Here is a 7,155-nt window from a genome sequence, read left to right on the forward strand (position 1 = left end):
TTTTGTCTCAGACTCGGCGTTTTTACCCGAATAGATTCCGTGAGTTTTTGGTTGTTTTCCGTCTCTTTTTTTGCATCAATGCCAAATTTTCCCATGGTTGTGTCCAGGTTCGCGAGTGAAATATTTGTGTTAAGATCAAACTCCAGAATTAATCCCTGGTTTTTTCGGTCTTCGGTCAACAGTGCAATTCCACATTTTTTAGCCTCTTCACAGCTTTTGATATTTTGTTTCTTACCTTTGATCAGTACTTCTCCACTGTCAAACGGATCAGCGCCAAACACAGCACGCATTAATTCTGTACGACCGGCGCCCATCAGACCGTAAAATCCGGTAATCTGACCTGCACGCGCCTGGAAAGATACATTTTTTAATATCCTGCCCTGAACAATATTTTTTGCCTCCAACAGCACATCTCCAGGATTCACCTCAACTTTTGGGTAGTAATCTGTCATTTCCCTTCCGACCATCTGAGTGACCATCTCGTCAATCGTGATTTCTTTTACATTCAGGGTATTGATATACTCTCCATCCCTGAATATGGTCACTCGATCACCGATTTTCATGATTTCTTCCAGCCTGTGAGATATATACACAATCGCCTTTTTCTGCTTTTTCAACGTACTTATGATCTCAAACAGTGAGTCCACTTCTTTTTCCGTCAGTGCCGACGTCGGCTCATCCATGATAATAATGTCTGACTCGAAAGATAACGCCTTTGCGATCTCTACCAGCTGCATCTGTCCTACACTTAGTTTCGACACCAGAGTTTTTTCCGATATGTCTGCGTTGATCGAATCCAACAGGTCTCTGGCCGTCCGGTTCATCGTACGCCAGTCAACATTTCCCGATTTTGTTCTCGGCTGTCTTCCCATGAAGATATTTTCCGCAACCGTCAGGTTCTTTAACAGGTTCATTTCCTGAAAAATGATGCTGACTCCGCGCGCACGCTGTTCATCGATGCTCGCACATACGATGTCTTCTCCTTTGAGCGTCACGGATCCGGTATACTTTGTATTAACACCAGCCAAAACCTTCATAATCGTTGATTTACCGGCTCCATTCTCACCCAGAAGTACATGTACTTCACCGCGCCGGGCATCAAATCTGGCTTTGTTGAGTGCAAGTACCCCCGGAAATTCTACGGTAATATCCCGCATCTCAAGAATACATTCTCCTCTGCTTTCTCCCATACCTCTTCTCCTTCTCTTACCTTCTCTACAGGAAAATATCAGTCGCCATTAAACTCTCTCACAGTATCCAGCATGGCTGCTATATTCTCCACCGGTGTTTTCGCCTGTATAATATGGATCGTATTAAAGATGTAGCCTCCGTCTTTTGAAAATATCTCACACCGTTCTTTCACCTGCTCCTTCACTTGTTTAGGTGTCCCAAACGGCAGAATCTGCTGGGTATCAACACCGCCGCCCCAGAAGAGGATATCTTTGCCGTAGGTGTCCTTTAATGCCTGCGGATCCATCCCCGCTGCGGAGCACTGAACCGGATTGACTGCATCAAAGCCGCTTTCGATCAGCAGCGGGAGTATCGGGAAGATACCGCCGCAGCTGTGTTTCAGAGTCTTCCATTCCGTATGCTCGTGAATCCATCCGTTCATTTTTTTGTAATACGGAAGGTAAAACTCTTTGAATACATCCGGGTTTACAAACGGTCCTCTCTGTGTTCCAAAGTCCGTCCCACATATGTACATCACGTCGATATCATTTCCAAATGCGTCATAACATTTTTCAAAGCTTTTGATGGAACGGTTTACCTGTTCTTCAAACACCGCGTGCACATAATCCGGGTATAACAGCGGCGCCATGTACCATTCCGATAGACTGCGGATACCCTTTGGATCTTTGATATTCGGGCCCGGAATATTGGCGGCATCGCCCAGAGCAAAATATGCCGGAGCAATGGTAACTGCCTTATTGCTGCCCTTATACTTTTCAATCACTCCTTTATAGTACGAGATGGTTTCATCCGATACCACCTGGCAGTCCTCGGCGTTGTCGAGAGGATCCGCATCCTCCTCGTCAAATTCTTCCGTTCTCATGATATTGTCAAAGTAAAAACCATTTTCCGGCATATGTCCGCTCGGTTTCACAGAAGTATCTCCGCACGGGTAAACGTAGTATCCGCCGTTTCCGTCATCAGACAGTTCGCAGTCCCCGGGTATCAGTATGGTTTCTCCCTGATAGGACCACTCCTTCCAGTTATCGTTCGTATGGCCGAACGCATCATATCTTGGATCCAGCATCTGCACATCACTCATCATGATATCCGCAAGGTCCGGTTCAATAATTCCGGTCATGGTAGCCATATCCAGGATTTTTACCGGCTCTTCTTTTAATCCGTAGTATTTTCTCAATTCCCCTACCACAAGTGCATTGATCTGCGAGCAGCAAAACCCTCCGAAGTCAACAGCCATTTTATCCGGCTGCTTATGAGCAAATGATGTCTTTACACGTTCTCTTGATGTCATTCTTTTTCTCCTCTTTCTTTTATCCTGCAATGAAAGCACATCATATATGTGCTTATTTAAGGGTGCAAGTTCCCTGCAATTATCTCTTATACAGCAAAGTGATAATCATGCATTTTTTGCTTATTTTAAGGCTTTCTTGCATCTCTATTGAACATATTGTATAATATAAGAAACCCATATTCATTACTTGAAGATGCTAATTAATATCAAATTTGTGCTTTATATTTTTGAAAGTGGAGGAAGCTATGAATAAAAAACACAGAGAAAAAGCCGCCTATTTTGATAAGGGGCTGGTCTCCAAAAAAGGCGTATATTTTCACACCCCGTCAGATTTTGCAAAGCAAAATCTTTTCTGCCTTGCGTGGGGAGGAGAATTTGTATGTGATGCATCTTATGAGATTAACCGGCAGAAAAAAGAACAGTTTTTTGATAATTATCTTATTTTCCGTATTCTGGAGGGGAGTCTGAACTTTGAATATGAGAACTCCAGATTCACCGCATTCCCGGGGGACATCATTTACCTGGATTCAAATATTCCCAACCATTACTGGGCTTCCGGCAAAGTGCGGTTTCAGTATTTTCATTTTAACGGTCCACTGGCAAAATCCTTCTATGAACTGCTGCACACACAGCAGGGTATCTGTTTTACAGGCAAATCTGAGTCGGCGTTTCTATTTAACAGCATATTAAAGGAGATGGCCCAGCCAAATGCAAGCGATCAAAAACTGTCCCTGTTGATGTATAATCTGATTGCCGGACTTGCTATTCCAAGTTCAAAATACGCTAACGAAAATATACTGCGAGCCCAGCAATATATTAATGACAATTTTTACAAACCGATCACTGTTGATGACATTGCCGATTATGCCAGCCTGAGCCGATACCATTTTTCACGGATTTTTAAAAAAGATACTGGTTTCAGCCCTCACCAGTACCTGATCAATGTTCGATTACGGCATGCGCGGGAGCTCCTAAGCTCAGACTCTGCTTCTCTCGATACAATAGCCATGACGTGTGGATTTTCAAGCACCTCGCATTTTATCTCGGTTTTCAAAAAAGAAACCGGCGTAACGCCGGTTATGTTTAAAAAGTTCTTTGATATGAGCGGATTTTCCTGAAACCACATAAAGGCTGATGCAGATGGCAAGCCTTGATGACCCGGGCGTCATCCAATCAGCTGCAGAGACAACATTTATCCTCCGCCAAATGCTTTCCAAAATCCAAAACAGATGGCAGTGAAATCTTTTCGACTTCACTGCCATCTGCAGTCTGACCATTCAGTACAACTTTTTGGTTGTTTATGTTATATTTTTAAATACCATTATGTAAATCTTCTGATCGCAAGAATCGTCTTGCAGTCCGCACTTCTGTCGTGTGTGATACCCCACTGGCTGCCCTTCGCCTCTACGATCCCGCCGTTACCGTCATAGATCGCTACGTGACCAGAATAACAGATGACATCGCCGGCTCTTGCTTCAGACAAACTTCCTACAGGCTGTCCGAGGCTTCTCCAGCCTCCTGATGTGGTATATCCGCCGCTGTAAACACCACAGTTCTTCAGGACCTGCCATACGAAATGAGAACAGTCGATCCCGTTGGTCAGTGAGTTGCCGCCCCACACATATGGATTTCCCACAAACTGGTCAGCATAGGCTACGATAGCGCTGCCCGAAGAGCTGCCCGCAGAATAGCTGGGCTCATTGTCTTCCTCATGGGATTCTTCGGAATCACTGGAAGAAGATGAGGAACTTCCTGAATCAGCGCTGCTATCACCTGAAGCTTCATAGTTATCGGAAGAACCGCTGTCGGAATCCGTATTGCTTCCGGTATCTTCACTGTCATTCGCATTGCTGTCAGATGTATTGTCTGAATCATTTCCATTATTTGAATCCGCCTCAGAACCTGAAGAAGATTCATCCTCAGATGACTGCTGCTGTCTCTGGGCTTCTTCAGCCGCTGCCTGACGTCTTGCCTCTTCCGCTGCTGCCTGTCTGGCTGCTTCTTCCTCTGCACGCCTTCTCTCTTCAGCGAGGCGGTTAAGCTCAGCCTCCTGCTGTGCGATCAGATCACTGATTTCAGCTGCCTGCTGACGTGCAGTTGCAATCTGGCTCTCGTAATCACTGCTTGCCGCTTGTTTCTCATCGATTCGCGCCTGCAGGTCTGCCTGCTGGCCTTCCAGATCAGCTTTCTGGCTCTCCAGAGATGCCTTCTGTGTTTCCAGTGCTGCTTTCTGATCTTCCAGTTCTGCTTTCTGCGCTTCCAGGTTTTTCTTTAACTCAGTAACCTGGTTTACAACCGCTACATACTGCTCCAGCTGATCGCGGTCATAATCATGCAGACTCTGTGCATAGTCTGCACGGTTCAATACTTTTGAAAAATCCTCAGCCTCAAAGATCATCTTGACCCAGGCCGCGTCACCGCCGTTTTCATATATGTACTGGATACGTTTTTTCATATTCTCATACTGTTTGTCGCGGTCATCCTCTGCATCCTGTAAATCTTTTTTCGTCTGTTCGATCTCTGCTTTTTTATTTGTTATATCAGTTTCGGTATTCGAAATTTCCGCTTCTGTATTCGCAATGTCGGTTTTTGCCGCATCGATCTGTATCATCAGATCGACCATGTCTGCATCCATTGCATTGATTTCCGACTGGATCTGTGTCTGTCTCTCAGACAGGCTGTTAATGACTGAATTCGTTTCGCTCAACTGGCTTTCCGCCTGGTTCTTTTCCTGCCTTAGCTGGTCTTCCGTTGTAGCCAGAACCGTCATAGTCTGAGACAACATCATAACAAGACCAAGGAATACGCATACTATTTTTTTTCTCATTTTCTTATTTTCTCCTTACATCCATCATGATTTTTGTCATGTTGTGCCGTAAATATTTCGTAATATTCTCAAGACTTCCTCCATATACTATCATGATTCAAAAAGAATTTCAACCTTTTTGATTATTTTTCTTAAAGTCTTTTAATATTTTCGTAACATTTATAGTGTTTTTTGTAACACTCACAGTATACTTCCCTATCCGACAGTACGTATCCAGGCGCAGGTGGATCCTAAACCTTAAGCGTTTTTAAGAATCCTGCAGCCGTTGCCCCAATTACACAGATAACCGCTCCTGTCGGGATCAGGACGACGTAAACCGCATTGCCAAAACCGTCAAACAGCAGACCGTAAACCGTCTGCCCCAAAGGCTGCGCGCACATCGTGACAGCGGATACATATGCCATCACCTTCCCGATCAGATGATCCGGTGTTTTCTGCTGAATCATCGAAAGGGCAAATATGGAAAAGATACACACCGCAGCCTGCACACCACAAAATGCGATAATGTTCACTGCATACTTAATGACTGCGTTCACCGGAAAAAGAAAAACCATCCCTGCCATTACAACAAATCCTCCGAGAAGCAACAGAACCCGGGAAAGTTTTCCACTCTTAAGTTTACCTGTCAGCACTCCGGCAGCAATACTTCCGGCAATAGCCGCAAATCCCAGTGCACTTTCAGCCGCACCGTAATACTCTGCATTCAGTCCAAGAACAGTGCGCACAATGTAAGGCAGACCCACCATAGCGGTTCCTATGACAAAGAAACTGATAATCGCGCTTAAAATCAGCAGCTTCAATATCTTTGTCTGCTCCCTGCAAATAAACCGCATGCTTACCAGAAAATCATTTTTTATAATGGACAGGACACTTCCGCCGCTGTCACACGGTATCTTTTCCAGTCTGATGAAGCATTCAAAAAAAGCCGTGATAAAGAAGCACAGAATACAGGCTATCATGACAGGCCTCATTCCGAAAGCAACGTAGAGCACACTGCCCAGTATAGGAGCAAACAGCCCCGCAACAGCAGCCACCTGATTGACGACTGCATTTCCTTTGATAATATTATCTCCTGTCTGCATCTGAGGAACACACGCCTGTACAGTCGGTGACTCAAATGCACCCAGTACGGAAAGTACAACCAGCAGTACTCCGATTATCGTGATACCGCTATGCTCAGAAAACAGTAAGACGGCACACAAAACCGACAGCCCCGACAGTAAATCGAGTGCAACCATGATATTTCTTCTGTTTGCTCTGTCTGCAAGAATTCCTCCCAGTGGTGACAGCAGTATTGTCGGTATCGTTGCCACGGCCAGAATGCCTGCAAAAACAGCCGCTGATCCTGTTGTCTCGAGCACATACATGGACATCGCAAATTTCAAAATGTAATTACCAAACAGGGAACACACCTGTCCCAGAATCAAAAATGTAAAATTCCCATTAAATAACCTTTGTTTCATCTTCTCCTCCTTTTAATACCTTTAGTTGGTATGTAAATAAAGACAAAAAACGCGCCTGGGCACTTTAATACCTACCGTATGTATGTAATTATGCAAATAAAATTGCCTCGAAAGGCATTTTTATTTTACTCTTCCAGAGCCAGTTTTTTCAGACTGTTCCTGACCTGCTGCATGATCTCATCATCGAGCAGTGGTACTCCCATCCTTTCAAGCATCTCTTTTATAAAAGCAAACTTACAGAACATCTCTTCCTGAGAGGCCGGAAAAATCGACGGCGCCGCCCACAGATTTGTCAGCAGCGGCAAAAGTTCTGAAATCTCTTTTGCATATTCTGTATGGATCGAACCATCACGCTGTCCTTCTTCCAGCAGTTCCAGCCACAG

General features: G+C 44.7%; 5 protein-coding genes and 1 pseudogene. 1 reads left to right on the forward strand and 5 read right to left on the reverse strand.

Translation table 11 applies throughout. The annotated features are described in order from the left end of the window. The coding region (locus MCG44_RS00035; protein WP_240286007.1) for a sugar ABC transporter ATP-binding protein at positions 1 to 1,190 on the reverse strand (1,190 nt) is incomplete at its 3' end. Between the two features lie 38 nt (positions 1,191 to 1,228). Continuing rightward, positions 1,229 to 2,482 (reverse strand): uroporphyrinogen decarboxylase family protein, encoded by a 1,254-nt coding sequence (locus tag MCG44_RS00040; RefSeq protein WP_240286009.1) that lies wholly within the window; start codon positions 2,480 to 2,482, stop codon positions 1,229 to 1,231. A 245-nt stretch (positions 2,483 to 2,727) separates the two neighbouring features. On the opposite strand from MCG44_RS00040, the gene MCG44_RS00045 reads away from it, so the two are divergent. Beyond that, entirely contained in the window at positions 2,728 to 3,600 is an 873-nt protein-coding gene (locus tag MCG44_RS00045; protein ID WP_240286011.1) for an AraC family transcriptional regulator, read from the forward strand. A gap of 203 nt (positions 3,601 to 3,803) precedes the next feature. Here MCG44_RS00045 and MCG44_RS00050 read toward each other — a convergent pair whose 3' ends face one another. The 3 genes and pseudogenes from MCG44_RS00050 to MCG44_RS00060 form a co-directional block, all read right to left on the reverse strand. Further along, the gene (locus MCG44_RS00050) at positions 3,804 to 5,270 is read right to left on the reverse strand and encodes a C40 family peptidase (protein ID WP_240286014.1); all 1,467 of its coding nucleotides are present in this window, start codon (positions 5,268 to 5,270) and stop codon (positions 3,804 to 3,806) included. A 269-nt stretch (positions 5,271 to 5,539) separates the two neighbouring features. After that, on the reverse strand, positions 5,540 to 6,772 hold the full coding sequence (locus MCG44_RS00055) for an MFS transporter (protein ID WP_240286015.1): 1,233 nt from the start codon (positions 6,770 to 6,772) through the stop codon (positions 5,540 to 5,542). A 125-nt stretch (positions 6,773 to 6,897) separates the two neighbouring features. After that, positions 6,898 to 7,155: pseudogene (locus MCG44_RS00060) on the reverse strand (TetR/AcrR family transcriptional regulator); the annotation flags it as partial.

The organism is Lawsonibacter sp. OA9 (genome assembly GCF_022440585.1).

What these genes read in the sequence shown, in the direction of transcription:
- MCG44_RS00045 (WP_240286011.1), top strand. Translation starts at nt 2,728, where the DNA reads ATGAATAAAAAACACAGAGAAAAAGCCGCCTATTTTGATAAGGGGCTG.
- MCG44_RS00040 (WP_240286009.1), bottom strand. Translation starts at nt 2,482, where the DNA reads ATGACATCAAGAGAACGTGTAAAGACATCATTTGCTCATAAGCAGCCG.
- MCG44_RS00055 (WP_240286015.1), bottom strand. Translation starts at nt 6,772, where the DNA reads ATGAAACAAAGGTTATTTAATGGGAATTTTACATTTTTGATTCTGGGA.
- MCG44_RS00050 (WP_240286014.1), bottom strand. Translation starts at nt 5,270, where the DNA reads ATGATGTTGTCTCAGACTATGACGGTTCTGGCTACAACGGAAGACCAG.